At 64.6% G+C, this 23,775-nt stretch carries 23 protein-coding genes and 1 other RNA gene; 19 read left to right on the top strand and 5 right to left on the bottom strand.

The genetic code is table 11. The annotated features are described in order from the left end of the window. Positions 1–8 precede the first annotated feature (8 nt). From DV027_RS02480 to DV027_RS02450, 7 genes are all read left to right on the top strand, one after another. Complete coding sequence (locus DV027_RS02480) at positions 9–641, top strand: hypothetical protein (RefSeq protein WP_130730372.1); 633 nt, start codon at positions 9–11, stop codon at positions 639–641. A 242-nt stretch (positions 642–883) separates the two neighbouring features. Next, on the top strand, positions 884–1,579 hold the full coding sequence (locus tag DV027_RS02475; RefSeq protein ID WP_130730371.1) for a gluconate 2-dehydrogenase subunit 3 family protein: 696 nt from the start codon (positions 884–886) through the stop codon (positions 1,577–1,579). Next, the gene (locus DV027_RS02470; RefSeq protein WP_130730370.1) at positions 1,576–3,363 is read left to right on the top strand and encodes a GMC family oxidoreductase; all 1,788 of its coding nucleotides are present in this window, start codon (positions 1,576–1,578) and stop codon (positions 3,361–3,363) included. The genes DV027_RS02475 and DV027_RS02470 overlap by 4 nt, the downstream gene beginning before the upstream one ends. Beyond that, on the top strand, positions 3,360–4,709 hold the full coding sequence (locus DV027_RS02465) for a cytochrome c (protein ID WP_130730369.1): 1,350 nt from the start codon (positions 3,360–3,362) through the stop codon (positions 4,707–4,709). Before DV027_RS02470 ends, DV027_RS02465 begins: the two co-directional genes overlap by 4 nt. Before the next feature lie 99 nt (positions 4,710–4,808). Beyond that, positions 4,809–6,008: an L-dopachrome tautomerase-related protein gene (locus DV027_RS02460; RefSeq protein ID WP_165399090.1), complete on the top strand. Its 1,200-nt coding sequence runs from the start codon at positions 4,809–4,811 to the stop codon at positions 6,006–6,008. 44 nt (positions 6,009–6,052) lie between these two features. Then, entirely contained in the window at positions 6,053–7,129 is a 1,077-nt protein-coding gene (locus DV027_RS02455; RefSeq protein WP_110567125.1) for a quinone-dependent dihydroorotate dehydrogenase, read from the top strand. Further along, positions 7,126–8,001, top strand: coding sequence for a TIGR01459 family HAD-type hydrolase (locus DV027_RS02450; RefSeq protein WP_130730368.1), 876 nt, complete (start codon positions 7,126–7,128; stop codon positions 7,999–8,001). Before DV027_RS02455 ends, DV027_RS02450 begins: the two co-directional genes overlap by 4 nt. A 172-nt stretch (positions 8,002–8,173) precedes the next feature. Here the strand turns inward: DV027_RS02450 and DV027_RS02445 are convergent, their stop codons facing one another. Then, on the bottom strand, positions 8,174–8,758 hold the full coding sequence (locus tag DV027_RS02445; protein WP_130730367.1) for a YqgE/AlgH family protein: 585 nt from the start codon (positions 8,756–8,758) through the stop codon (positions 8,174–8,176). 128 nt (positions 8,759–8,886) lie between these two features. On the opposite strand from DV027_RS02445, the gene DV027_RS02440 reads away from it, so the two are divergent. Genes DV027_RS02440 through DV027_RS02430 form a run of 3 tightly spaced genes read left to right on the top strand, consistent with a single transcriptional unit; the run spans position 8,887 to position 11,216 of the window. After that, a complete protein-coding gene (locus DV027_RS02440) occupies positions 8,887–9,645 on the top strand; it encodes an SDR family NAD(P)-dependent oxidoreductase (RefSeq protein ID WP_130730366.1) in 759 nt (252 codons plus the stop codon). Between the two features lie 2 nt (positions 9,646–9,647). Then, a complete protein-coding gene (locus DV027_RS02435; RefSeq protein ID WP_130730365.1) occupies positions 9,648–10,574 on the top strand; it encodes a PPK2 family polyphosphate kinase in 927 nt (308 codons plus the stop codon). Between the two features lie 57 nt (positions 10,575–10,631). Continuing rightward, positions 10,632–11,216 (top strand): DUF3465 domain-containing protein, encoded by a 585-nt coding sequence (locus tag DV027_RS02430; protein ID WP_130730364.1) that lies wholly within the window; start codon positions 10,632–10,634, stop codon positions 11,214–11,216. A 47-nt stretch (positions 11,217–11,263) separates the two neighbouring features. Here DV027_RS02430 and DV027_RS02425 read toward each other — a convergent pair whose 3' ends face one another. From DV027_RS02425 to clpS, 3 genes are all read right to left on the bottom strand, one after another. After that, on the bottom strand, positions 11,264–11,593 hold the full coding sequence (locus DV027_RS02425) for a YnfA family protein (protein ID WP_130730363.1): 330 nt from the start codon (positions 11,591–11,593) through the stop codon (positions 11,264–11,266). A 179-nt stretch (positions 11,594–11,772) separates the two neighbouring features. Beyond that, positions 11,773–14,103 (bottom strand): ATP-dependent Clp protease ATP-binding subunit ClpA, encoded by a 2,331-nt coding sequence (gene clpA, locus DV027_RS02420; RefSeq protein WP_130730362.1) that lies wholly within the window; start codon positions 14,101–14,103, stop codon positions 11,773–11,775. A 161-nt stretch (positions 14,104–14,264) separates the two neighbouring features. Continuing rightward, on the bottom strand, positions 14,265–14,696 hold the full coding sequence (clpS, locus tag DV027_RS02415; protein ID WP_242621697.1) for an ATP-dependent Clp protease adapter ClpS: 432 nt from the start codon (positions 14,694–14,696) through the stop codon (positions 14,265–14,267). A gap of 259 nt (positions 14,697–14,955) precedes the next feature. On the opposite strand from clpS, the gene DV027_RS02410 reads away from it, so the two are divergent. The 9 genes from DV027_RS02410 (at position 14,956) to folB (ending at position 23,242) form a co-directional block, all read left to right on the top strand. Further along, the gene (locus DV027_RS02410; protein ID WP_130730361.1) at positions 14,956–16,077 is read left to right on the top strand and encodes a D-alanyl-D-alanine carboxypeptidase family protein; all 1,122 of its coding nucleotides are present in this window, start codon (positions 14,956–14,958) and stop codon (positions 16,075–16,077) included. Between the two features lie 137 nt (positions 16,078–16,214). Further along, positions 16,215–17,021 carry a type I methionyl aminopeptidase gene (gene map, locus DV027_RS02405; RefSeq protein WP_130730360.1) on the top strand — a complete coding sequence of 269 codons (807 nt, stop codon included), beginning with the start codon at positions 16,215–16,217 and terminating at the stop codon, positions 17,019–17,021. A gap of 59 nt (positions 17,022–17,080) precedes the next feature. Beyond that, positions 17,081–18,856 (top strand): gamma-glutamyltransferase, encoded by a 1,776-nt coding sequence (ggt, locus tag DV027_RS02400; RefSeq protein ID WP_130730359.1) that lies wholly within the window; start codon positions 17,081–17,083, stop codon positions 18,854–18,856. Between the two features lie 61 nt (positions 18,857–18,917). Next, positions 18,918–19,012: signal recognition particle sRNA small type (gene ffs, locus DV027_RS02395), an RNA gene on the top strand. A gap of 69 nt (positions 19,013–19,081) precedes the next feature. Next, on the top strand, positions 19,082–21,082 hold the full coding sequence (locus DV027_RS02390) for a DNA polymerase III subunit gamma/tau (protein ID WP_130730358.1): 2,001 nt from the start codon (positions 19,082–19,084) through the stop codon (positions 21,080–21,082). A gap of 15 nt (positions 21,083–21,097) precedes the next feature. Then, on the top strand, positions 21,098–21,421 hold the full coding sequence (locus DV027_RS02385) for a YbaB/EbfC family nucleoid-associated protein (RefSeq protein ID WP_130730357.1): 324 nt from the start codon (positions 21,098–21,100) through the stop codon (positions 21,419–21,421). Positions 21,422–21,443: 22 nt separating this feature from the next. Beyond that, positions 21,444–22,043: a recombination mediator RecR gene (gene recR / locus DV027_RS02380; RefSeq protein ID WP_130730356.1), complete on the top strand. Its 600-nt coding sequence runs from the start codon at positions 21,444–21,446 to the stop codon at positions 22,041–22,043. Beyond that, positions 22,040–22,819, top strand: coding sequence for an SDR family oxidoreductase (locus DV027_RS02375; RefSeq protein ID WP_130730355.1), 780 nt, complete (start codon positions 22,040–22,042; stop codon positions 22,817–22,819). Before recR ends, DV027_RS02375 begins: the two co-directional genes overlap by 4 nt. 24 nt (positions 22,820–22,843) lie before the next feature. Further along, positions 22,844–23,242, top strand: coding sequence for a dihydroneopterin aldolase (gene folB, locus DV027_RS02370; RefSeq protein ID WP_130730354.1), 399 nt, complete (start codon positions 22,844–22,846; stop codon positions 23,240–23,242). A 41-nt stretch (positions 23,243–23,283) separates the two neighbouring features. On the opposite strand, the gene DV027_RS02365 is transcribed toward folB, so the two are convergent. Next, complete coding sequence (locus tag DV027_RS02365; RefSeq protein ID WP_130730423.1) at positions 23,284–23,622, bottom strand: TIGR02300 family protein; 339 nt, start codon at positions 23,620–23,622, stop codon at positions 23,284–23,286. Between the last annotated feature and the right edge of the window lie 153 nt (positions 23,623–23,775).

Below are 23,775 nucleotides of genomic sequence, written 5' to 3'. Positions count from 1 at the left end.
AAAAGAAAATGCTTCATAACTATAAAATTAAAAAATTGTTTTTTCCAATGCTGATTTTACCACTCCTTGGTGGCTGCATTCATCCGCATCCGCCTGCAATGCCATTCAACAGCAATGAAGTGGCATGGGCGCAAAAGCCGGGCCATGCGGCCATCAGGGGGTGCGTCAGTGGGGCAATATTTACACGGCATACCACGACGGCCCTGACTTTGGGGAATAATACTGTCTATACATTCAATGATATACCAAGTTCCATCATGCAGATTCCGCGCAGCCATTTTACGGTGGAGCTGCTGCCGGAAAGTGAATATATGCATGCGCTGTCAAAAAAGATGGCGTTTTACAGTGAGCGGCTTAACGGCCCCACGGTCGTGAATGACCCCCGCTGGGTCGAACCGTCAGTGCTGCCTTTCATCCCGCGTATTTCCTGCCCGGCTGCCGGTCCTGATATCTGTACATCCATTGGCCATTTTTTCTGGCCCAACCTGCCTGCGGGGCAGTGGTATGTCGTTACGTCATATGACGCGACGGACGAAAGTAATAGTTATGTCATCGATGTACAGGAAATAACCACGGTTGATGGCAGGACAGTTCCGTTTGTTGCATGGACCGGAACGAGAAGGGTGCTGTGCAGCTCATGATGCGTGGCGCGCTGGCCTGTCAGGCCGCCAGCCATGCCACGGGCGGATGACGCTGGCAGGGTAATGCCCCCACGGCCCCGGCATGTTTCCCGTGCCGGAGTGCCGCCGCGCATTAACCCCCGGATCATTTTTTCTTGCATTAAGGGAAATCATGCAAAAGGCTCTAGGCAGCCTGTCCTCGCTTGCGGATAACGTGAGGGCAGGGAAGCGGTAGCGGCATGGTGTCAGGGGGAAGGCAGTTTTTGGGTATCAACGGTTCAGGGTTCATCTCATCGCGGCGGCGCTTCATGCAGGGGCTGGCAGGTGTTGCCGCCTGCGGCACGGTATCTGCCTCGGGCACATGGGCGGCAGCCCCGCCAAAGGCATACACGCCGGTTTTCTTTAACGCTGCGGAATGGAATTTTCTCCTTGCCGCCTGTGATCGCCTGATCCCGGCTGATGCCAACGGCCCCGGCGCGCTTGCACTCGACGTGCCCCGCTTCATCGACCAGCAGATGACCACGCCCTACGCGCAGGGCGCGCAGTGGTACATGGCCGCCCCTTTCGTGCAGGGGCCGGATAATCTTGGCTACCAGCTGCCTTACCCCCCGTGTGATCTGTACCGCCACGGCATTGCGGGCATGAACGCGCATGCGGCCACCCGCCACGCCAGACCCTTCGCAGCCCTTGCGCCCGATGTGCAGGATGACCTGCTGCGCGCTGCCGAAGGCGGCAAGCTGGTGTTTGGCGATGTGCCCTCGGCCGCGTTTTTCGACCAGCTTCTGGCCAATGTGATGGAAGGCGCGTTCAGCGACCCCATCCATGGCGGCAATACGGGCCTTGGCGGCTGGGCCATGCTGGGCTTTCCCGGCGCGCGGGCCGATTTCATGGACTGGGTGGACCGCTACGGGGCGCATTACCCGCTGGGCAGTGTCTCCATAACGGGAGAAACGGCATGAGCGATGATTCACGCAGGCTGAAGCCGGTTGACGTGGTGGTGGTGGGCGGCGGCTGGGCCGGGTCCATCATGGCCAAGGAAATGACCGAGGCCGGGCGCACGGTGGTCATGCTCGAACGCGGGCCGGACCGCAGCACGGCGGGGGAGGGCGCCTATCCGGCCTCCATCGACGAGCTTGAGGGCAATTTCCGCTACAAGCTGTTCCAGGATCTTTCCAAAAACACGGTCACCATCCGCAACAACGCCAGCCAGACGGCGCTGCCCTATCGCCGCATGGCCGCCTTCCTACCCGGCGAGGGCGTGGGCGGCGCGGGGCTGCACTGGTCGGGCGTACATTTTCGCATGCCCCCCGATGACCTGCGCCTGCGCTCGCGCGTGATCGAGAAATATGGCGCCAAATTCATTCCCGAAGGCATGAACCTTCAGGATTACGGCGTGACCTACGAGGAACTCGAACCGTTTTTTGACAAGGCCGAGAAAGTATTCGGCACTTCGGGTGAGGCGTATAAGGTCAACGGCCAGGTGGTGGGGCAGGGCAATGTGTTCGCGCCCTCGCGCTCCGACCATTTTCCGCTGCCACCGCTCAAGGATGTCTATACCGCCCACCTGTTCCGCAAGGCGGCGGAGGAGGTGGGCTTTCACCCCTATTCGCTGCCTGCGGCCAATGCCTCGCAGCAATATACCAACCCGTATGGCGTGCAGATGGGGCCGTGCAATTTCTGCGGCTATTGCAGCGGTTATGCCTGTTACATGTATTCCAAGGCATCGCCCAACGTGAACATCCTGCCGGTGCTGCGCCGGCACCCACTGTTTGAACTTCGTGCCAACTGCCATGTGCTCAGGGTGGAACGCGACAGCACGGGCACGCGCGCCACGGGCGTTACCTATACCGATGCCGATGGCAAGGTGGTGACCCAGCCTGCGGAAATGGTGATCCTGACCGCCTTCCAGTTCCATAACGTGCGGCTGATGCTGCTTTCGGGCATTGGCAAGCCCTATGACCCGGTCAGGAACGAAGGCGTGGTGGGGCGCAATTTCGTCTACCAGAACGTGACCACCAGCGTGGTGTGGCTCGACCCGAAGGTGGAGACCAACCAGTATATCGGCGCAGGCGGCGGCGGCGTTGCGTTTGATGATTTCAACAGCGAGAATTTTGACCATGGGCCGCTGGGCTTCGTGGGGGGCTCGCCGGTGTGGGTCAACCAGGCGGGGGTCAAGGCCATTGCGGCGGCGCATTCGGGCGGCCCGCCGGGCACGCCGCGCTGGGGCAGTGCGTGGAAGGCGGGCATGATCGACACCTACCGCCACTCGCTGCGCATTGACGCGCATGGCGCGAACATGGCCTACCGCGATGTCTATCTCGACCTCGACCCGACATGGAAGGACGCCTACGGCCAGCCGCTGCTGCGCATGACATTCGACTGGAAAGACAATGACATCCGTATGAACCGCTACGTGGTGGACAAAATTGGCAATGTGGCCAAAGCCATGGGCGCGCGCAACGTGCACCTGACAAGGCGTGAGTTCGGCAAGCCGTTCGATACGCGCCAGTACCAGACCACCCATCTGGGCGGTGGCGCCGTGATGGGCACCGACCCGCAGACGAGCGCGCTCAACCGCTACATGCAGTCATGGGATGTGCATAATGTGTTCGTAATCGGGGCCAATGCCTTCCCGCAGGGCACGGGCTACAACCCCACCGGCATGGTCGCGGCGCTGGCCTACTGGGCGGCACACCACATCCGCACCACCTACCTTGCCCATCCCGGCCCGCTGGCCGGATGAGGGGGGTGTGGAAATCCGGGCTGCGCTCCCTGGTGGTGGCCCTGCTGGTCGCGTCGGTTCCGGGGGTGGGCCAATCCGCGCGGGCGCAGGATGCGCCGGCACCGGCGGATCTGGTCACACGCGGGGAATACGTGGCGGAGGCTGCGGATTGCGGCGCCTGCCATACCGTGCCCGGCGGTGCGCCCTTTGCGGGGGGCATGGCCTTTCATCTGCCCACCGGCACGCTGTACGCGCCCAACATCACGCCGGATGTAAAGGCGGGGATCGGCCAGTATTCCGAGGCCGAATTCATCCGTGCCATCCGCCAGGGCATCCGCCGCGACGGGGCCACGCTGTACCCGGCCATGCCCTATCCCTCCTACGCCCGCATGACCGATGATGACCTGCATGCGCTCTATGCCTATTTCATGCACGGCGTCAGGCCTGTCTCCACGCCGGTGGTGCAGGATGGCATGCACTGGCCGCTTTCAATGCGCTGGCCGCTCACGGTATGGCGCAGGCTGTTCGCACCCGACCCGGCGGTAACATTGCAGGGGGCCACGGCCCGCACCTTCCCCGACCCGGTGGTGGCGCGCGGGGCCTATCTGGTCGAGGGGCCGGGTCATTGTGGCGCCTGCCACACGCCCCGCGCCGTGACCATGCAGGAAAAGGCCCTGACGGCAGAGGATGGCCCGCTCTACCTGTCTGGCGGGGCGTCGGTTGATGGCTGGCGGCCTGTCAGCCTGCGCGGCGAGAACCGTACCGGGCTCGGGCGGTGGAGCGAGCAGGATATCGTGCGCTTTCTGGCCACCGGGCGCATGCCGCTGGGTGCGGCCTTTGGCGGCATGACCGATGCCATCAACCACGGCACCCAGCACATGACGGCGGATGACCAGCTGGCCATTGCCCGCTACCTCAAGACCCTCTCGCCCACAACACCCGCCAAAGCGCCGGGCTGGGCGTATGACCCTGCCGCCACCACGGCCCTGCGCGCGGGCGATGTGAGCGCACGCGGCGCGCGGCATTACGTGGATAGCTGTGCCGCCTGCCACCGCACCGACGGGCGCGGCTACCCCACCACCTTCCCGCCACTGGCGGGCAACCCGGTGGTGATGGACCCGACACCGGATTCACTCATCCGCATCGTGCTGGAGGGCAATACGCTGCGGGCGACGAGGCAGGCCCCCTCCGCCTTTGTCATGCCCGGCTTTGCCGCCCGCATGGATGATGCGGCGGTGGCCGATACCGTAAGCTTCATCCGCGCCGCATGGGGCAATGACGCGCCTGCGGTGAATGCGGCTGACGTGGCGCGCATCCGGCGCAGCCTGTCGCCTGAACACCCGCCCGTCTCGCTGCCCATGAACTGATTGTGAACGCCATGCGGCGCGTGGCGCGATTGCCCTTGGCGGCCTGACTTGCATGAATGGGCGCGGGCCGCACAAACCGGGGGGAGAATATCCATGACCATGCACAGGCGTGATCTGCTGTTCGGGGCGGCATTCGTGGCGGCGGCAGGTGCTGGCACCCTGGCGCGGGCGGCCCAGCCCGCGCAGGAGGCGATCAACCACGATCATGGCGCCGCCCCTGATGGCCCGTTCGAGATCGTGGCGCGCTTTGATGGTCCCGGCCCGTCGGGCATTGCGGTCACGGGGGGGCGGGTGTTCGTGGGGTTTCCGCGCCATGCGGTCAACCACGCGGGCGCGACACTGGCCGAACTGAAAAATGGCCGCCTGCTGCCCTATCCCGATGCCGCTACCGCCATGCCATCGGCGCGGCCGCCCGCCACCCGGCTCATGTCCATCCATGGCATGACCACTGATGCGAAGGGGCGGCTATGGGCCATTGATGATGGCAAGCTGGCAGGCCAGCCACTCGCACCGGGCGCGGCCAAGGTGATTGGCATCGACCCCGCCACAAACCGCATCTTCGCCAGCATCGTGCTGACTGCCCCCACGCTCCTGCCCGACAGCCACATGAACGATTTGCGCGTGGACCTGACGCATGGGCCGCAGGGCACGGTGTTCATTACCGATTCCTCGTTTGGCCAGTCACCCGCCCTTGTGGTGGTGGATGTGGCGAGTGGCCGCCAGCGCCGGGTGCTGGCAAGTCATCCCTCCATCCAGGCTGAACACCCCTTCATGGCGGTGGTTGAGGGGCGGCCGCTGGTGTTTGACCCGCCTGCGCACAAGCCTGCCTTTGTCACGGGCGGAGTGGATGGCATCACGCTCTCGCCCGATAGCGCCACGCTGTATTACAGCCCGCTGACCAGCAGGCGGCTGTACAGCATTCCTACTGCGCTGCTGGCCGATTTTGACAAAACCGATGCGCAGCTTGCCACAGGCATAAGCGATCTGGGCGAAAAAGGTGTGGCCGACGGGCTGGCTACCGATGCGCAGGGCCGGATCTACACTACCAATTTCGAGCATGACGCCATCTTCCGCCGTAATACCGATGGCTCGTTCGACACCATGGTGCGTGACCCGCGCGTACTCTCGCCTGATGGCATTTTTGTTGATGGCAACATGGTTTACTGCACGCTGGGCCAGTGGAACCGCCTTGCGGGCTTCAATGGCGGGCATGACCTGCGGGTGCCGCCCTATTACCTGATCCGCTTTCCCACCGATGCGCCAGCCGCCTTGGACGCCACAAAGCCGGTACCCGGTTAGTTGCCCCTTTCCCCCGGCGCTGAATTGCGGCAACAATCGCGGCCATGAATATTATGTCGCGCATGATCCTGCCCCTGATGCGGCGCCTGGAGCCCGAGGCCGCCCATCATATCGCCCTTGATGCCCTGCAACTTGGCCTTGGTGGCGTCTCCTGCCCCGGCAATGATGACCCGGCGCTGTCCGTCCGCGCCATGGGGCTGCGCTTTCCCAACCCCATCGGCATGGCGGCGGGGTTTGACAAGAACGCCGTGGTGGTGCGCCCGCTCACGCGCGCAGGCTTCGGCTTTGTCGAGGCTGGCACCGTCACCCCGCGTCCGCAGCCCGGCAACCCGCAGCCGCGCCTGTTCCGCCTGACCGAAGACCGCGCCATCATCAACCGCATGGGCTTCAACAACCAGGGTATCGACCGCTTTGCCGTGCGCATGGCGCGCCTGCATCGCGTGTCCTCGCCGCGCCGCAAGCCCGGCGCGCAGGTGCCGGTGGGGGCCAACCTTGGCATCAACAAGGTAGGCGCCGACCCCGAGCGCGACTACCCCATGCTGGTGGGGCGCGTTAAGCACTATGCCGATTATATCGTCATCAACCTGTCCTCCCCCAACACGCCGGGGCTGCGTGACCTGCTTGAGGCATCAAGGCTCAAGGGCATTCTTGACGCCATCAATGCAGCCCACCCCGAGCGGCCGCCGCTGCTGGTCAAGATCTCGCCAGATATCGCGCATGATGACGTTGAAGCCGTGGTCGAGGCCGCCATTGCGGGTGGCGCGCAGGGGCTGATCGTCTCCAACACCACCATCTCGCGCCCCGCCGGGCTGCTCAGCCCCTACGCCACCGAGACCGGGGGCCTGTCGGGCCGCCCGCTGCGCCCGCTGGCCCAGGACATGCTGACCCGCGTGGCGAAGGTGGCGGCAGGCCGCGTGGCGCTGGTGGCCAGTGGCGGCATCGAGACCGGCGTGGATATTCTTGACCGGGTCAAGGCCGGGGCCGACCTTGTGCAGATCTATACCGCTTACGTGTATGAAGGGCCGGGAATCCTCAAGCGCCTCAAGGCCGAGACGCTGCGCGCCCTGCGGGCCGAAGGCTTCGAGACGCTGGCCGATGCCAAAGGGGCCGCCCTTAAATGAAATGGCATGATGGCCTCTCCCGCCTGAGCCATGATTATGATGGCTACATCCTCGATTTGTGGGGTGTGGTGCATAATGGCGTGGCACCCTATCCCGGCGTGCTGGAATGCCTGCAACGCCTGCGCGAGGCGGGCAGGCGGGTGGTTCTGCTGTCAAACGCGCCCCGACGCACCGCCACGGTGGAGCCGGGCCTGCGCCGCATGGGCATCAGCGCCGACCTGTATGACGGCATCATGACCAGTGGCGAGTGCACCCACCGCATGCTGGCCGCCCGCACCGACCCGTGGTTCGCGCGTCTGGGCCGCCGCATGGTCCATCTCGGCCCTGACAAGGATGTTGATGTCTATGCCGGGCTGGACCTTGATGTGGTGACTGACCCCGCGCAGGCGGATTTCGTGCTCAATACCGGGCCGGATGCCGAACTGGGCGAGGAGGAAATCACCCCCTACCTGCCCATGCTGGAGCAGTGCGCGGCCCACAGCCTGCCCATGATCTGCGCCAACCCCGACCAGCAGGTCATTCGTGGCAGCCAGCGCCTGATCTGCGCGGGTGCGATGGCAAGCTGGTATGAAAGTCGCAACCGCCCCGTGCGCTGGATCGGCAAGCCCTACCCGGAAGTGTATGCTCTCGCGCTTTCGCTGCTCGATGTACCACGCGAGCGCGTGCTGGCGCTGGGCGATGCGCTGGCCACCGACATGCGCGGGGCGGCTACGGCAGGCATTGACGGCTGCTGGGTGCTGGGCGGCATTCATCAGGAAATGCTGGGCGGAAGCTGGGAGCACAACCGCAACCCTGATTATGACCTTGCGGTGGAGGAGGCGAGTGCAGCAGGGCTTGCCCCCGTGGCCTGCGTGCCCTCGCTGCGCTGGTAGGCCCTTGGTGTAGCGGGTTGTCGAAGGGGCTGGCCCGACGATGAGAGATTTTTTAAAAGTTGCGCATTGTTAAAAGTTTCCGGGTGCTTTTTTAAGGACGGCGTTTCTTGAAGCCCTCTGAAAAAAAGCTTCACCCGGAATTTCTTTATGGTTGCAGCCTGTTGCCGCCCGGTCAGGCGTGGCCCACGTCCCCTGTAAACCAGGCAGGGTCGATCCGCACGCTGGCCAGCGCCTGCCGCCATTTGGCGTTATGGTCGGGGCCGAACACGATGGCCTCGGTCGCGGGGGCTGCAATCCAGGCATTGTGGCGCAGCATTTCGTCTTCAAGCTGGCCGGCTTCCCAGCTTGCATGGCCCATGGCCAGCATGGCGTGGGCCGGGCCGTTGCCATCGGCAATGTCACGCAGCACGTCGAGGCTGGCGGTCAGTGTCGTGCTGTCATCGACCGGCAGGCTGCCATCGCCGCTCCAGTCCGATGTGTGCAGCACGAAGCCGCGCCCGTTATCCATCGGCCCGCCCGCGCACAGGTTGATGCGGCGGCGGGGTGGCACGGGCGCAATGCCGAGCTGTTCAAGCACATCATCCAGCACGGGCTGCGACAGCCTGCGGTTGACGACCAGCCCCATTGCCCCATCCTCGGGCGTATGGGCGCACAGGTAGATGACACTGCGCGCGAAGGCGGGGTCGGTCAGGGCAGGGGTTGCCACCAGCAGGTGACCGGTCAGGCTGCGGCCTGGAGGTGTCGCGAAGGAAGCCATACACTACCTAGAACCGGATTTGCCCTCTTTTGCAACCATTTCGGCTCAGGGTTGTATGGTTGATGGCCCCCATGACGGGAGGCGCTTGATATGCAAGGCTCACCACCGACACAGCAGGAGAAAAGACCATGAAGCAGATTGCACTGGTAACGGGGGCTACGGCTGGATTCGGCAGGGCGATCGCCACCAGGCTCGTGCGTGATGGCTACCGCGTCATTGCCACCGGCCGCAGGCGCGAGCGCCTTGATGCGCTGGCAGCCGAACTCGGGCCGGACCTGCTGGCCTTTGAGCTGGACATGACCGATGCCGCAGCCATCGCCGCCCTGCCGGGCAGCCTGCCCGAGGGCTGGCGCGATGTGGATGTGCTGGTCAATAACGCGGGCCTCGCCCTGGGCATGGAAAAGGCGCAGGAGGCGGATGTGGCCAACTGGCAGACCATGATCAGCACCAACGTGACCGGCATGGTCGAACTGACACGCGTGCTGCTGCCCGGCATGGTGGCGCGTGACCGCGGGCATGTGGTGACACTGGGCAGCACGGCGGGCATCTACCCCTATACGGGCGGCAATGTATATGGTGCGACCAAGGCGTTCGTGCGCCAGTTCACCCGCAACCTGCGCTGCGACCTGCTGGGCCATAATGTGCGCGTGACCAATATCGAGCCGGGCCTGTGTGGCGGCAGCGAGTTCAGCACCGTGCGCCTGCGCGACCCCGCCAAGGCGGCGGCGGTGTATGAAGGCACCCACCCCCTGCTGCCCGAGGACATTGCCGAGACCCTGTCCTGGATCATTGCCCTGCCGCGTCATGTCAATATCAACGAGGTGGAGATGATGCCGACCTGTCAGGCGGCTGGTGGCCTCGCGGTGGCGCGGGGCATGAAGGATTGAGCATGGCCCGCAAGAAAACAACCACAAACACCCTCGCACGCCGTTTCAGCGTGCATAACGGCAAGGGGTTCTCCCTTGCCGACTGCCCGACCCGCGCTGCAGAGGCCTGCGGGCTGGACAAGAAAACCGGCAAGCAGCTGCTCAAGGAGCGCATCCGCTACCTCTCGCAGCTACAGGCCCTGTTATACGCCAACAACACATGGTCCGTGCTGGTCGTGCTGCAGGCGCTTGACGCAGGCGGCAAGGATGGCGTGATCAAGCATGTCATGTCGGGCATCAACCCGCAGGGGGTCAGTGTCTCGTCCTTCAAGCAGCCCGGCCCGGTCGAGCTGGCGCATGGCTATCTGTGGCGCGAGCATATGGTGGCGCCTGCTGCTGGCCGCATCGGCATCTTCAACCGCAGCCATTATGAGGAAGTGCTCGTGACCCGCGTGCACCCCGAACTGCTCGAGCACGAATGCCTGCCGCTGAGCCTGCGCCGCAGGCCTACCTTCTGGCAGGACCGTTACGAGGATATCAGCAGTTTCGAGCGCTACATGGCGCGCCAGGGCACGATCGTGCTGAAATTCTTCCTGCACCTTTCCAAGGAGGAGCAGCGCCTGCGCTTTTTGCAGCGCATCAAGCACCGCGCCAAGAACTGGAAATTCTCGCCTGCCGATATTCACGAGCGCCAGTACTGGGATGACTACCAGAACGCCTATGAGGAAGCGATCCGCCACACCGCCCACCCCGATGCGCCGTGGTTTATCGTGCCCGCCGACCAGAAATGGTTCGAGCGCCTGGTCGTGATCGAGGCGATCATCGACGCGCTGGAGAAGCTGCACCTGAAAATGCCCGCCATGGACCCGGCCATGGAGGCGGACATGGAAAAGGCCCGCAGGCAGCTTGAGGCGGAAGCCCCCCGCCCCACGCATAACCCCGTTCATTGACGCCGCCGCCAGCGCACCGCAAAAGATTGTGATCTGTTGGAAAGGGAGAACACTCAGATGGCGGCAATGCGCTGGCAGCGATGCGTGATGACGGGGCTCGGGGCACTCGTGGCCCTGCAGATAGGGGGCATGACACCCGCCCATGCGCGGCACCACCACCACCGGCATGAAGAGTCGCGTGATGAAACGCAGGGCACACAGAGCGGGCAAAGCGGGTATGAGGGCAGCAGTTCACGCCCGCAGCCCATTGCCAGTCCCGTGCCCGAGGCGTGCGATGACGGCAAATTCCTTGCCGACCTTCAGGCTGCGGAAGCTAGCAGCAGCGAAGCCCACCCCGACCGGGTCGAGCATGTGTGCGGAAAGGTCATCGCCGTCTCGGCCTCCAAGCGCACGCGCAGCGGCCTGCATGGGTATTTCTATGTTGATGTGGGCCATGGCGTGTCGATCCGCATCGTATCGGATCTCGATCGCATGTCCGCACCCACATGGCCGTGGGTGGCCAAGGGAGACCAGGCCGATGTGCTGGGCCGTTATTATTATGACAACGCCCGCAGCCAGGGCATTGACTGGACCCATCACGGCACCGGGCGGAGCTGGCCGGTTGAGGGCTATGTGAGCGTCAACGGCACCCGTTATCAGTAATTGAAGAGGTTTTCTGGATGCCGCCTTTTTTAAAAGGCGGTGTTCTTTCAGGGATGGGCGCGTGGGGCGAGCAGGATCAGTGCAGCCCCCGCAAGGCAGATCGCAGCGCCCAGTATGTCCCACCGGTCAGGCGGCAGGCCTTCGACCAGCCAGGACCACACCAGGCTGGCCACGATGTAGACGCCGCCATAAATGGCATAGGCCCGGCCCGCATTGTCAGCGGGGCTGAAGGTCAGCAACCATGCAAACAGCACCAGCGACAGGCAGCCCGGCACCAGTACCAGCGGCGAGCGGCCAAGGCGCATCCAGGCCCAGAAACAGAAGCAGCCGCCAATTTCGGCAAAGGCTGCGGGAATGTAGATGGCGGCGGTGAGCATGGCACCCTTACAGGAAACAATAAGAAGTTTTTTGGTGAAGCTTTTTTTAAAAAGCTTTGAAACAAGCGGCCTTTTTGAAAAAGGCAGCACCCGGAAATTTTTATTACCCTTAAATCATTCCTAAAAAAACAGGAGCCATTTCTGGCTCCTGTCTTGTTCTCAGGCTGGGTGGATAATCCTCAGTCGGCGGCTTCGGCTTCGCGGGTGCTGTCGCCTTCATCACCTTCGGTGGAATCGTTTTCCGCCTGCGAGATGTATTCAAAGTCGAGCTTGCCATCCTTGAGCGTGATCTTGGCCACCCCGCCCTTGGTCAGCTTGCCGAACAGTAGTTCCTCGGCCAGCGGCTTCTTGATGTTCTCCTGAATGACACGGCCCAGCGGACGTGCGCCATACAGGCGGTCGTAGCCGCGTTCTGCCAGCCATTCCCGCGCGGCGGACGAGATCTCGATCATCACATTGCGATCGGCCAGCTGGGCCTCAAGCTGGAAGATGAACTTCTCCACCACCCGGTCCACCACATGCGGCGACAGGTTGGCAAACGGGATGATCGCATCAAGCCGGTTGCGGAACTCCGGCGTGAACAGGCGCTTGATCGCATCCTCGTCCTCGCCTTCGCGCGAGGTGCGGCCGAAGCCGATGGCCTCCTTGCTCAGGTCGGCGGCACCCGCATTGGTGGTCATGATCAGCACCACGTTGCGGAAGTCGACCGTCTTGCCGTTATGGTCGGTCAGCCGCCCGTGGTCCATCACCTGCAGCAGCACGTTATACAGGTCCTGGTGCGCCTTCTCGATCTCATCAAGCAGCAGGACCGCATGCGGGTGCTGGTCGATGGCATCAGTCAGCAGGCCACCCTGGTCAAAGCCGACATAGCCCGGCGGTGCGCCGATCAGCCGCGAGATCGAATGCCGCTCCATGTATTCCGACATGTCGAAGCGGATCAGCTCGATGCCCAGCGTTGCCGCAAGCTGCTTGGCCACTTCCGTCTTGCCCACGCCGGTGGGGCCGGAGAAGAGGTAGTTGCCAATCGGCTTTTCCGGGTCGCGCAGGCCCGCGCGTGACAGCTTGATCGCCGCCGTCAGGGCCTCGATCGCCTTGTCCTGCCCGTAAACCATGCCCTTGAGGTCACGCTCGAGCGAACGCAGGGTTTCCTTGTCGTCCGACGAGACGCTCTTGGGCGGGATGCGGGCGATCTTCGCCACGATGTCTTCCACATCCTTCAGCGTCACGGTCTTGCGGCGGCGGTTCTCGGGCACCAGCATGCGCGAGGCGCCCACCTCGTCAATCACGTCGATGGCCTTGTCGGGCAGCTTGCGGTCGTGGATGTACTTGGCGGCGAGTTCCACCGCCCCACGGATCGCATCATCGGTGTAGCGCACCTTGTGGTGCTTTTCGTAATTGACCTTGAGCCCGCGCAGGATCTTGACCGCATCCTCGACCGAAGGCTCCGCCACGTCGATCTTCTGGAACCGGCGCACGAGGGCGCGGTCCTTCTCGAAGTGCTGGCGGTATTCCTTGTAGGTGGTCGACCCCATGCAGCGCAGCGTGCCTGCCGCCAGTGCGGGCTTGAGCAGGTTGGAGGCATCCATCGCCCCGCCCGAGGTCGCACCCGCGCCAATCACGGTATGGATCTCGTCAATGAACAGGATCGAACCGGGATTGTTGTCGAGTTCGGTCACGACCGCCTTCAGCCGCTCCTCGAAGTCGCCACGGTAGCGCGTGCCCGCAAGCAGCGCGCCCATGTCGAGCGAGTAGATGGTGGCGTTGAGCAGCACTTCAGGCACGTCGCCTTCAACGATGCGCTTGGCCAGCCCTTCGGCAATGGCAGTCTTGCCCACGCCGGGGTCGCCCACATAAAGCGGGTTGTTCTTGGTGCGGCGGCACAGGATCTGGATCGTGCGCTCGATTTCAGAGTCGCGGCCGATCAGCGGGTCGACCTTGCCTTCCTGCGCCTTGTCATTGAGGTTGGTGCAGTAGGTGGACAGCGCATCCTGGTTCTTCTGCCCGGTCTTGCCGCGTTCCTCGCTCTCGCCGCCTTCGGGCGGGCTGCCCGCTACGGGGCGGCGCGTCGAGCGGTCGGGCGCCTTGGCAATGCCGTGGGAGATGAAGTTGACCGCGTCCAGCCGCGTCATGTCCTGCAGCTGCAGGAAATACACGGCATGGCTCTCGCGCTCGGCAAACAGGGCCACGAGCACGTTGGCCCCGGTCACCTCGTCGCGCCCGGTGGACTGCACATGGATGGCCGCGCGCTGGATTACGCGCTGGAAGGCGGCAGTGGGCTTGGGGTCGACCGTGCGGTCGGCGGCCAGCCCTGCCAGGTCCTTGTCGAGGAAGTCGGTCAGGTCGGTGCGCAGCTTGTTCAGGTCGACCCCGCAGGCACGGAACACCGTTACGGCATCAGGGTCGTCGATCAGCGCGAGGAGGAGGTGTTCAAGCGTTGCGTATTCGTGCCGGCGATCGCCGGCCAGTGTCAGCGCACGGTGAAGCGTCTGTTCAAGATTACGTGACAACATGCCGAGACGCTCCTTTTCCAAGAGGGGCCACCAGGACCCCGGAGATCATAACCGGTAAGCCAGGACAATCCTTGCCCTGTTGCGATGGAAATGCCAGCACAAAATGCCATGGAACGCGATCGGGTCGCGACGGGGGCGGGAAGATGCGCTTGCTCGTGGGCTCAGTCCTTTTCGATCGTGCATTGCAGCGGGTGCTGGTTCTGGCGCGCGAGGTCCATCACCTGTGTTACCTTGGTTTCGGCAACCTCGTACGTAAAGACCCCGCACACGCCCACGCCACGTTTGTGAACGTGCAGCATGATGTCGGTCGCTTCCTCGCGGTTTTTCTGGAAAAAGCGCTCGAGCACATGCACCACGAATTCCATGGGCGTGTAGTCGTCATTGAGCATCAGCACCTTGTACATGGCCGGCTTGCGGGTCTGTGGCCGGGTGCGGATGACCACGTCGATCATGCCGTCATCATTGCCCGGCGGCGAGTCCTGCCCGCCGTTACGGCGTGGGGGCGTATTGCCGCCATGCCCATGCGGGCGCGGGCTGTCCGCGCCGGGTCGGGGCGCGGTGTGGGGCAGGGAAGCTTGAGCAATAGCAGACATGACAGGTACCATATTGGAACTTTGCCGCCGGTTGAAAGGGGCGAGCGCCGGGGGACAGGGATTTTTTTGCATCTCCCCTGATCGGCGCGCATCCCGTTTATGGAATGGCAAGGTTATAATTACGCTCTGGACGAATAGAAAACCTTTCTTTTAGAATGGTTGCAGCCAAGCAACCCGATGAATGGATGGAGGGGTGCCGGGTAACCCCGTGCGCCCGAAGCCGTATGATGATCATTGCACGCGCAGGTTTCGCCATCCCATGAGCCGTTTACCCGCTACCCGCCTTTCCCGCCTCAGGATCACCGCAACCGTGGGGCTGTGCGTCGGCCTTGGGGGCATGCATGCGGCCAGGGCGCAGTATGTGGGGCAGGTCAGCTCCATCGTGGTCGATGCCCGCACCGGGGCCGTGCTGTCGCAGCAGGATTCGGACCTGCGGCGCTACCCCGCCAGCCTGACAAAGCTGATGACGCTGTACCTCGCTTTCAAGGCCGTGCGCACGGGGCAGGTTTCATTTAATCAGGAAATGCCGGTTTCGGTCCATGCCGCCTCCATGGAGCCCTCCAAGCTTGGCCTGCGTCCGGGTTCGCAGCTTACGGTGGAGCAGGCGGTGCTGGCGCTGGTCACCAAGTCCGCCAATGATGCGGCCTGCGCGCTGGGCGAGTTCCTCGGCGGGGGCGACGAGACCCGCTTCGCCGCGATGATGACGCGCGAGGCGGGCAGGCTCGGCATGTATGATACCGTGTTCCGCAACGCGTCCGGCCTGCCCAACCCCGAGCAGATGACATCGGCGCGTGACCTCGCCACCCTGGCGCGCCACCTGATCGTGGATTATGGCGAATACTACCATTACTTTGCGGTGCCGGGTTTCTATTTCCACGGGCGCGAAGTGCCCAACCATGACCCGATGCTCGGCGCCTATCCCGGTGCCGATGGCCTCAAAACCGGTTATACCGATGAGGCGGGCCATAACCTCGTCACTTCCGCCGTGCGTGACAACGTGCGCCTGATCGGCGTGGTGATGGGGGCGAAGTCCAATACGCGGCGCAACACCACTATGGCGGCGCTGCTCGACACCAGCTTCGAGGCCGAGGGCGTGGCCCCCGTGGCGCGTCCCGCCATGCGGCCGCTGCTGCTGGCGCGTGCGGGCGGCAGGTCGGTTGCCGGGCGCCATGGCATGACGCTGGCCTCAGCCCGCCTGCGGGCCACGACGGCGGATGAAGTGGCCGAGGCCCCGGGCATTCCCGCTTCCTACACCCGCATCCGGCGCGGACATGGAACGGTGGTGCACGTACACCCCGCCCCCGTGCGGGCGCATGTGCACCTGGTCAGCATGGGGCATGTGGCGCACACCACGCATGCGCGCGCCAAGTCACGAAGCTGACAGCACGCGCCGGGCAGGGTATAGAAGGCACGATTATCCATCCGGCGCGGCTGGCAGGCGGGTCAGGCGTGTTCCTGTTGTCCCTCTCATGACTGCGGGCGGGTGGTCATGCACAGATGACAGGAAAGGTTAGCGGCATGGAAGGCGATATGCACGGCGGCGCGGTAAAGATCCACACGCCAGAAGATTTCGTGGGCATGCGGGCGGCGGGCCAGCTTGCCGCCCGCACGCTCGACATGATCACCCCGCATGTGCGCGAGGGTGTGACCACGGGCGAGCTTGACCGCCTGATCCATGATTACATGATTGCCAATGGCGCGGTGCCGGCCACGCTGGGCTATCGCGGCTATCCGGCCTCAAGCTGCATTTCGATCAATCATGTCGTCTGCCACGGCATCCCGGGTGAAAAGACGCTGAAGGATGGCGACATCCTCAACATCGACGTGACCGTCATCCTTGATGGCTGGTACGGTGATACGAGCCGGATGTACACCGTGGGCAAGGTCAAGCTGCGCGCGCAGAAGCTGATCGAGGCGACCTACGAATCCCTCATGCTGGCCATTGATGCCGTGCGCCCCGGCGCCACGCTGAACGATATCGGACGTGTCATCCAGACCTATGCCGAGGCACGGCGCTTTTCGGTGGTGCGTGATTTCTGCGGGCATGGAATCGGGCGCACCTTCCACGCGCCGCCCAACGTGCTGCATTACGTCAGCCCCGATGCGGACCTTGTGCTGCGCCCGGGCATGTTCTTCACCATCGAGCCCATGCTCAATATCGGCCGCCCGGACGTGAAGATACTGGAAGACAAGTGGACGGCGGTAACGCGCGACCGTTCGCTCTCCGCCCAGTTCGAGCACATGATGGGTGTTACGGAAGACGGGTGCGAGGTCTTCACCCTCTCGCCCGCAGGCTATACCTGCCCGCCCTACACGCTGGCGTAACACGCCGCCCCTTGCTGCTGCGGGGGCAAGGATACCGACGATACAGAGAGGAAACGCCCATGCCTTCTGCCCGTGGCCTGCACTACCGCGCGCTCCTGCTTTCATGCCTTGTCGCCGCCCTGCCTGTGGCGGGGCAGGCCGCGGTGGTGGACCCGCTGGCATTCGAGAACACGCAGGGCGGCCAGGCCATCGGCATGGCGCCCACGCCGGGGCGCAATGGCATGGTGGTCGTGGCACAGGACCTTGCTGCCCATGTGGGGGCCGACATCCTCGCGCGCGGCGGCAACGCGGTCGATGCCGCCGTGGCGGTGGGCTATGCCATGGCGGTGGTCTATCCTGCCGCGGGCAATATTGGCGGCGGCGGGTTCATGACCCTGCGCATGCCCGGCGGGCATGCGACCTTTGTCGATTTCCGCGAGCATGCGCCGGGGGCCGCCACGGCCACCATGTATCAGGATGCGGCGGGCCACGTCATTGCCGGCGCCTCCACCAAGGGGTGGAAGGCCGTTGCCGTTCCCGGCACCGTGGCGGGGCTGGAAGAGGTGCATGACAGGTGGGGCAGGCTGTCACGCGCGGATGTCATGGCGCCTGCCATCATGCTGGCGCGTGACGGATTCATCCTCAAGCCCAGCGATGCGGACCTGCTGCACACCTCTACCGAGGCCTTTGCCAGGGATGCGTACGCCAGCAAGATCTTCCTGCACCCCGATGGCACGCCGCTCATGGCGGGCGAGCGGCTGGTGCAGCCTGACCTGGCCCGCACGCTCGAGCGGATCGCGCGCAAGGGGGCCAGCGGCTTTTATGAAGGGCCGGTGGCGAAAGAGATCGTAAAAAGCAGCCAGAAGGGCGGCGGCATCCTGTCGCGCAGGGATTTCACTAGCTACCACACCCGCATGATGGCGCCGCTGACATGCGACTATCGCGGTTACCATATCGATACCGCGCCGCCCCCAAGCGGTGGCGGTGTCGCGCTGTGCGAGATGCTCAACATCCTGTCAGGCTATGACATGCATGCGCTCGGGCTGCATACGGCCGCAGCCGTGCAGCGCGAGGTCGAGGCCATGCGCCACGCCTATGCCGACCGGCAGGACCTTGGCGACCCCGCCTTCGTCAACAACCCCATCGCGCACCTGGCCGACCCCGCCTACGCGGCGCAGGTGCGCCAGTACCTGCCGCTCAATCATGCCGTATCCTCCGCCAGCCTGCGCCCCGGCCAGCCTGAAGGCGAGAAGGAGGAAACCACCCACTATTCCATCGCCGACCAGTCCGGCATGACGGTGGCGGTGACCTATACGCTCAATGGCTGGTTTGGCGCAGGCGTGGTGGCGGGCCGCACCGGCGTGGTCATGAATGACGAGATGGATGATTTCGCCACCCGCCCCGGCGAGCCGAACATGTTCGGCATCGTGGGCAGCCAGGCCAATGCCATAGCGCCCGGCAAGACGCCGCTCTCCTCCATGGCGCCGACCATCATCTCGCATGATGGCCAGCCTGCCATGGTGCTCGGCAGCCCCGGTGGCTCGCGCATTCCCACCATCATCCTGTCGGTGCTGACCGGCATGGTCGATTACGGGCTTGACGTGCAGCAGGCGGTCGACCTGCCGCGCATCCATGAGCAGTGGCAGCCCGATGTGGTGCAGGTGGAACATGGTGCGCTCTCGCCCGCCGTCATCCGCACGCTCACCCATGAAGGCTACAGGGTGGAGGAGCATGCGCCCTGGGGCGTTGCCGAGAGCATCCTTGTCGGTGGCCCGCGCATCGGCCGGCTGGGGCAGGCGCGTTACTATGGCGGGGCCGACCTGCGCCACCAGTCCGGTGCGGCTGTCGGGGAATAAGCGTGATTTTTTTGCCCGCCCCCTTGTGCATGGGGCGGGTGTATGTGTTAGAACCCGCTCGGGAGATCGGTTGTAGACGGATACCTTGCTAACCTGGTCAGGTCCGGAAGGAAGCAGCCGTAGTGAGTTTCGTCCGGGTTATGGCCGGTCTCTCATCTGAAACAAGTTTCTGTGTCGCCATCGCGCCACGTACGCCATGGCTACTTCTCCAGCCCGGATGCATCAATGACCGTTTCGTCGGATCAGGATCGTTCCGAGGAGGCCGGGCTGCCTGCACCGCCCGCAGATGGCCCCGGCCTGTTTGGTGACGCCCCGCCGCCATCGGCATCGCCCGCCGTGGCGGATGCAGAACCCGCCGCACCCTACCGCGTGCTGGCCCGCAAATACCGCCCCACCACATTCGATGACCTGATCGGCCAGGAAACCACCGTCCGCATCCTGCGCAACGCCTTTGCGCTCGGGCGCGTGGCGCATGCCTTCATGCTGACCGGCGTGCGTGGGGTGGGCAAGACCACCACGGCGCGCATCATTGCCCGCGCGCTCAACTGCACCGGGCCTGATGGCAAAGGCGGCCCCACGGCGGACCCGTGCGGCGTGTGCCCCAACTGCGTGGCCATCCTCGCTGACCGCCACCCCGATGTGCTGGAGATGGATGCCGCCTCGCGCACCGGCGTGGACGACGTGCGCGAAATCATCGAGGCGACCCGCTTCCGCCCCATGCAGGGGCGCATGAAGGTCTTCATCATCGATGAGGTCCACATGCTCTCGCGCAACGCGTTCAACGCGCTGCTCAAGACGCTGGAGGAACCGCCCGCGCAGGTCACCTTCATCTTCGCCACGACCGAACTGCGCAAGGTGCCGGTCACCGTGCTCTCGCGGTGCCAGACCTTCGCGCTGCGCCGCGTGCCGCAGGTGGAACTCACCTCCCATTTCGATCGCGTGGCCCGCGCCGAGAACGTCACCTTCACCCCTGATGCGCTGGCCCTGATCGCGCGGGCTGCCGATGGCTCGGTGCGCGATGGGCTGTCGCTGCTCGATCAGGCCATAGCCCAGGGCACGCTTGATGGCGAGGGCGGCACGGATGCCGCCCCCATCGGGCTGGACCTCGTGGCGGGCATGCTGGGCCTGGCCGATCGCGGGCTGGTGTTCGACCTGCTCGATGCCGTGCTTGAAGGCCGCCCGGAGCGCGCGCTGGCCATTACCGGCGATGTGTATGAGCGCGGTGGCGATCTGGGCGTGATGCTGGGCGATGTGCTGGAGCTTGTGCATACCGTCTCGCGCCTCAAGGCCATTCCCGCCCTGCGTGACAACCCCGAGATGCCCGAGGCAGAGCGCCTGCGCGGGGCGGCCCTGGCCGAGCGCGTGCCCGTGCCGGTGCTGGGCCGCACATGGCAGATGCTGCTCAAGGGTGTGGCCGAGGTCGAGCAGGCGCCTGACCGCAGGCAGGCCGCCGAGATGGTACTGATCCGCCTGTGCTACGTGGCTGACCTGCCGCCGCCGGGCGATGTGGTGCGCCGCGTGCTGGGGCAGGATGCCGCGGCCGCGCCCGTACAGGCTTCGGCCTCTCCTGCCGCGCCCACGGGGGGCGGGGTGCAGGCTGGCGCATCCTCCAGTGTTGCGCCGGGGCCGGAGGGCGGTGGTGGTGGGGCCATCCGCATGGTGGCCAATGGCGGCGTGCGGGTCGATGCCACGGCGCGGCCCGCGCCCGAGATCGGCCGGGTGGAGGAGATGCCGCTTGCGCCCGCGCCCCGCACGTGGCGCGAGACCCTGGCCCTTGTGTCGGGGCGTGACGCCATGCTGCATGGCCATCTTTACCATGCGGTGCATCTTGTCGCGTTTGAGCCGCCGCTGATTACGATCCGGGTGGAGCGCAACAGCCTGCCCGGCCTGGCCCGGCGGCTGGAAACCTTCCTGCGCGAGATGACGGGCGATGCCACATGGCAGGTCCGCCAGTCCGAAGAGGAAGGCGAGGCCACGATTGCAGAGCAGGGGGCCGAGATCATCGAGCTGCACCGCGCGCAGGCCCAGGCCCACCCGCTGGTGCAGGCGGTGCTGGCGGTTTTTCCCACCGCCCGCCTTGGTGCCGTAACCGACCACGCGCTCGATGATTATGGCCTGCCACCCGAAGAACTGGCGCTGGAAAGTCTGGCGCCAGACCTCGAATTCGCCCCTCTTGATGCCGATCTGGTAGAAGAGGACGACCTGGATGCAGATGATTTTGCCTGAGGAGAGACACTGAACATGAAAAATCTTGCCGGCCTGATGAAACAGGCCACCCAGATGCAGGCCCGCATGGAAGAAATGCAGGCCAAGCTTGAAGACATGGTCATTGAAGGCAGCGCGGGCGCTGGCATGGTCACGCTGACCATGAACGGCAAGGGCGACATGAAGTCGATCACCATCGACCCCAAGCTGGCCGACCCCGCCGAGATGGAAATGCTGCAGGACCTGATTCTTGCTGCCAGCGCCGATGCCCGCAAGAAGCTCGACGCCACCGCCAGCGAGGAAATGAAGAAGGTCACCGGCGGCCTGAACCTGCCGGGCGGGATGAAATTCCCGTTCTGAACCAGGGCACAGGAGGGCATGCATGAGCGGGCCGGGTGAGATCGACCGGCTGGTGACCCTGCTGGGCCGCCTGCCGGGGCTCGGGCCCCGCTCGGCCCGCCGGGCGGCGCTGGCCCTGCTGCGCCAGCCCCATGCCCGCATGCTGCCGCTGGCGCAGGCCATGGAGCAGGCGGCGCGTGCCGTGCGCACCTGCTCGAGCTGCGGCAATCTCGACACGACCGATCCCTGCGCCATCTGCGCCGACCCCACACGCGATGCGGGACTGGTGTGCGTGGTGGAGAACGTGGGCGACCTGTGGGCGCTCGAGCGCGCGGGCGTGCATCGCGGCGTGTACCAGGTGCTGGGCGGCACGTTGTCCGCCCTGTCCGGCATCGGGCCGGATGACCTCAACGTGCAGCCATTGCTCGACCGCATTGCCGGGGGCAGCGTGCGCGAAGTGATCCTGGCCCTTGGCGCCACGGTGGAGGGGGCCACCACCATGCACTGGCTGCATGAGCGGCTGGCCCGCTTTGACACCATAAAGATCAGCCGCGTGGGGCAGGGCGTGCCGGTGGGCGGCGCGCTTGACGTGCTTGATGATGGCACGCTGGCTGCCGCCATCATGGCGCGCAGGCCCGCATGAGCACGCTTTGGCCGGTGCCTGCCGGCATGCCGCGCGCAGCCCTTGTTACTGGCGGCGCGGCCCGCCTTGGCCGCGCCATTGCGCTGGAACTGGCGCAGGCGGGTTTCGATATCGCGCTGCATTACAACACGTCCGCGCAGGCGGCGGAACAGACCGCTGCCGAAATCCGCGCTACAGGCCGCAGGGCCGTGCTGCTGCCCGCCGATCTGGCGGAGGAGGCAATGGTCACGCCGCTCGTGGCCGAGGCGACCCGCGCGCTCGGCCCGGTGGGCGTGCTGGTCAATAATGCCAGCATGTTCATGCGTGATGAATGGGATGACGCGACACGGGCAGGGTGGGATGCCCATATGGAGCCCAATACCCGCGCGCCCTTCGTGCTGATGCAGGAATTCGCCCGCCTGCTGCCCGAGGGCGCGGATGGCATGGTGCTGAACATGCTTGATGAGCGCGTATGGTCGCTCACGCCCCATTTTGTCAGCTATACCGTGTCCAAGGCGGCGTTATGGACGCTGACCCAGACCATGGCGCTGGCCCTGGCGCCACGGCAGATTCGCGTCAACGCCATAGGCCCCGGCCCCGTGCTGCCCACGCCACGGCAGACACCGGAGCAGTTTGCCCGCCAGTGCGCCTCCGTGCCGCTCGGCCGGGTTGCCACGCCTGATGAGATCGCGCGCGCGGCCCTGTCGCTGATCTGCCTGCCATCCGTAACCGGGCAGATGCTTGCCCTTGATGGCGGCCAGCACATGCAGTGGTCACCCACGCCACCCGCGCGCTGAAGCCCCCGACCGACAGGAACCACCATGTCCGTATTCCCGCCGTGGAATGAACCTGAAAACCTGCGCTGCCTGTTCGTGCGCAACATGGTGCTTGATGCCCATATCGGCGTGTTCGAGCACGAGCAGGGCGTAACCCAGCGCATTCGCGTCAATGTGATGTTTGGCGTGGCTGACAGCGCCTCGCTGGAGGTGGGGGCGGATGATCTGGCCCGCACGGTATCATATGAACGTGTGGTGCTGCTGGTGCGCGCGCTGGTGGCACAGGGGCATGTCGCCCTTGTGGAAACGCTGGCCGAGCGAATCGCGGTAGGCGTGCTGGCGGAAAGGCGCGTGCGCATCACGCGCGTGCGTGTGGAAAAACTCGACATCTTCGATGATGCCGAATCGGTTGGCGTCGAGATCGAGCGCCGCAACCCCGCCTGATGCAAAAACGGCCCGGAGCGTGGACTCCGGGCCGGTCAGGATCAGTTGTCGTGGTCGTCCTTGTCGGTCTTGACGTCGATGTCAGCGCTGCTGATGTCGTCGTCATCATCGTCATCAAGGCCCGCGTCGTCAGGCAGCACGGCGTCTGCATCCTCATCCGCATCGGCGTCGAGATCGACATCCACGTCGTTATCGACCGCGTTATCGCCGGTCTTGGGCTTGGATTCGGGGGCAGCTTCCACCGGGCGGCGCAGGCGCGGCAGTTCCACGGGCTGTTCAGCGCCGCATTTGGGGCAGACGGCCGGATTCTTGTTCAGATCGTAGAAACGGGCGCTGCAGGAGACACAGACACGTTTGGTGCCGAGGTTGGACTGAGCCATCTTGAACCTGTCGATCCTGTTTTTGATGATGAATGGAGCCACCGTATCCGGAAGTGGCAAAAGGCGCAGCCCCATGCCAGTTTGCGCGGCTGATGTCAAACATTGCCCCCGCACCCCGGCACCCCGATCATGCCGATCTGTGATTGACTTTGT

It is taken from the genome of Komagataeibacter xylinus (assembly GCF_004302915.1).
GTDB classification, from domain to species: Bacteria; Pseudomonadota; Alphaproteobacteria; order Acetobacterales; family Acetobacteraceae; genus Komagataeibacter; species Komagataeibacter xylinus_C.
This window is presented reverse-complemented; position numbering and strand designations above follow the sequence as displayed.